Source organism: Massilia oculi (genome assembly GCF_017582745.1).
GTDB lineage: Bacteria > Pseudomonadota > Gammaproteobacteria > Burkholderiales > Burkholderiaceae_D > Telluria > Telluria oculi_A.
This window is the reverse complement of sequence record NZ_JAFVIM010000065.1, coordinates 1-3,042: the sequence shown is the minus strand read 5'-3', so window position 1 is coordinate 3,042 and position 3,042 is coordinate 1. Positions and strand designations below refer to the sequence as shown.

General features: G+C 52.8%; 2 protein-coding genes. Both read left to right on the top strand.

The window, feature by feature from the left end; translation table 11 throughout:
• Nucleotides 1–750: 750 nt before the first annotated feature.
• The gene (locus J3U95_RS28030; protein ID WP_229520139.1) at nucleotides 751–1,767 is read left to right on the top strand and encodes an argonaute/piwi family protein; all 1,017 of its coding nucleotides are present in this window, start codon (nucleotides 751–753) and stop codon (nucleotides 1,765–1,767) included.
• A gap of 19 nt (nucleotides 1,768–1,786) precedes the next feature.
• Nucleotides 1,787–2,572 carry an FRG domain-containing protein gene (locus J3U95_RS28025; protein WP_208281742.1) on the top strand — a complete coding sequence of 262 codons (786 nt, stop codon included), beginning with the start codon at nucleotides 1,787–1,789 and terminating at the stop codon, nucleotides 2,570–2,572.
• Nucleotides 2,573–3,042 lie beyond the last annotated feature (470 nt).

Sequence of the window (3,042 nt, the reverse complement as noted above, 5' to 3'; positions counted from 1 at the left end):
GTGCCGCCATCCTCAATCGCTTCACGCGCTTGGGCACGCCCACGACCGTAGCGGTGACCATGCCGTAAATCCGTCTGGGGTTTGGGGTACTACGCGCTCAATTGATTTATGCAACAAAGCCGCGCAAAAGTATAACAAGAACTGGGCGTCAATAATCCATGCATGGGCGAAGCTCCTGACGACAGCTCAAGATGGGACCGTATGTGCCTTCGGCGTCGAGGAGGGCGCCGGCATTGACGCCGTGTTCACGGTTTCCCCGTTTACGGGATGGTGCCGACCTGGACATCATCACGCCTATTTGAATAGGACAAAATAATGACCAGTTCATCTCGGGCATCTATGCTACCGCCGTTTTCTTTGCTGGACGAGCCGTTACTCACGTTTTCTCCGTCGGACCCCAAGCAAGTGGATGTGCATCCGTTGCGAGGACTTGCGAATTTCGGTCCCTATTCTAAAGGTTCGTTTGGGGGCTACACGTCGGAGATACGAATTGCCACGGTTGGGCCCCAGAGTGCATTCAGGCGACGTGGTGAACTTATGACCGATCTACGGAACTCATATCCCCCTAGCGACCGTACTGAGTACGTGCCCAATTATCCCGGCTTCGAAGCCCTCTTTCAGGTGAAGCTAGTTAGCGCGCTTGGCGCGCACATCAAATAGCCTGAATCCCTGGGCGAGCTCCCTGGTGATGGCGACGCCCAGACTCGACTTTTCCAGGCGATGGACACAGCGCTCCGTCGCCTCGAAACAATGCGAAATGATTTCGACGTCGTGCTGGTTCACTTTCCCGATTCCTGGGCGCCGGCTACTCGAGGCAGGTTTTTTGACGCCCACGATGCACTCAAGGCGCTCGGTGCAAAGTACAACGTTCCCACGCAGGTGCTCAATGATCGCGTGTTCACATTTAGGCATAAGGCATCGCTCGCGTGGCGCCTCGCGACTGCGCTGTACGTGAAGGCTGCGGGTACACCGTGGAAGCTGGCGCCGCTGAAGGACGTACCGGCTGATACCGCGTACATTGGCCTTGCCTACGCTCTTCGCGGCGACCAGCGTGACGCTCATTTCGTGACTTGCTGCTCCCAAGTCTTTGATATGGACGGCGGCGGCATGCAATTCGTGGCGTTCGAAGCTCGTGATCCGGTGGTGGATGTCGCTGAGGCTCGGCGAAACCCGTTCTTGAGTCGGGACGATATGCGCGCGGTAATTGCGCGAAGCCTAGGGCTGTACCAGGGCCGTAACGGCGGGACGCTGCCAAAGCGGTTGGTGATCCACAAGACCACGTCCTTCAAGGAGGAAGAGATTGATGGCGCCTTCGATGCACTTTCAGGGGTACCGGAAATCGAGTGTGTCGAAGTCGGTATGGCGTCGTGCTGGCGAGGCGTCTGGCTGATTCAAAACGGCCAGCAGCTGCAGCCACCGACTAGGCCTTCGGGTTACCCAGTTCCGCGCGGGACGATGGTTATCCGTTCGGGCAATTCGGCCCTCGTTTGGGTGGCCGGCAATGCGCCCCAAGTCTCCAGCAGCGGTGACTACTACCAAGGCAAAAAAAGCATTCCCAAGCCGCTTCAGCTCATTCGCCATGCCGGCAGTGGCCAACTGGAGCTGATCGCTCATGAGGCACTTGCTCTGACGAAAATGGACTGGAATAACGACGCGTTGTACGACCCCGTGCCGGTAAGCATCCGGTACTCGCAACGACTGGCACGGACTATAGCGAATGTGCCGGACTTGCCGGGGAAAGTTTACCCATATCGATTGTTTATGTAATCGGTTTGTTGATGATGAAATGCCATCAGATCCAGGGACTATGTTAACTGCACAAATCTCAACAATTGAAGTAAATAGTCTGGAAGAGTATCTGGGGTACGTAAATAGAAATCATGCTAGCGATAAGCGAAGCCTTTCAGCATTTTGTGGTCAAAGCGAAGATTTCCCACTGCTACCAAAGCTGGCGAGGCTATATAATGATGCTCGGATTTTGCGAGATTTCTTTGATGCCGAAAAGGCGATGCTTAATGATTTTGAGAGGCAAGCTGCAATATATGCAAGTTTATCAATGACTCAGTGGGAGCTTATGTCGCTGGCGCAGCATCACGGTATGGCAACTCGCCTTTTAGACTGGACAGAGAACCCGTTGCTAGCCATGTGGTTTGCGGTAGCGAAGCCCGCAAAAGGAAGAAAACTCCCAGAAAAAGGTAAGAAGTCGGCAGTTGTTTGGGTGCTCACCCCAGGGGAAGAAGATTATATGGATGTTTCAGATAAAAATGTAATAGATATCAAGCGGACAAAAATAATAGTCCCACGTCATTCAAATGCCCGAGTACGTGTCCAAGCAGGTTTATTTGCAGTGCACTTCATTGGAAAAGCAGATCAGAAGTTTGTCCCTTTGGAAAGCAATCGATATTTTAAGAAAAAACTAGATAAATTCGTGATTCCTGCCGAGAACTTTCCGGCAATTAGAAGTGACTTGGATCGCTGCGGCATAAACTCTGGCACGATGTTCCCTGATCTTTCGGGGCTTGCTTCGCATATCGAATGGAAACACACAGAATTGGAAGATGAAGGTCTGTAGTTAATGTCTAAAGGACGCGCGCGCAACCCTAAGTTGTTTGCCAAGGAGGAACTGCGCCTGGCGATAGTACCTGTACTCCTTGAAGCAAGGGCTTCGCTCGAGCTGGCGTAAAGGGCAGATGAAATTCGTAGTCGCAGCTGGAGTTGACGGAAGCGAGACTACCTATTGGCTGAAGCAGGGACGGAATGATACGCGGGACTACTCGGCAATACACTTCGAGATGCTGGAGGAAATAAGAGCGCCTAACAAAACCTTTCGACATACCGCCAACAGATGAGCGAGCAGGCAAGCGAGCCTGAAGTAGCGCTGGAAGCGGTGAGTCATGCCGCTGAAAATAAAGGCAATTTGGAGCCTGTCAGATTTTCTGTGTGGAACGGGGTCATGAAATAATCCTGAGAGGACTGTTCCATGACCGATGCAATGACCACGAAAAAGCCCAAGAAGCAGAAAGCTGCATACCCGTTCCCCGT

Coding starts and splice junctions, on each gene's coding strand:
- J3U95_RS28030 (WP_229520139.1), top strand. CDS start 751: ATGCGAAATGATTTCGACGTCGTGCTGGTTCACTTTCCCGATTCCTGG.
- J3U95_RS28025 (WP_208281742.1), top strand. CDS start 1,787: ATGCCATCAGATCCAGGGACTATGTTAACTGCACAAATCTCAACAATT.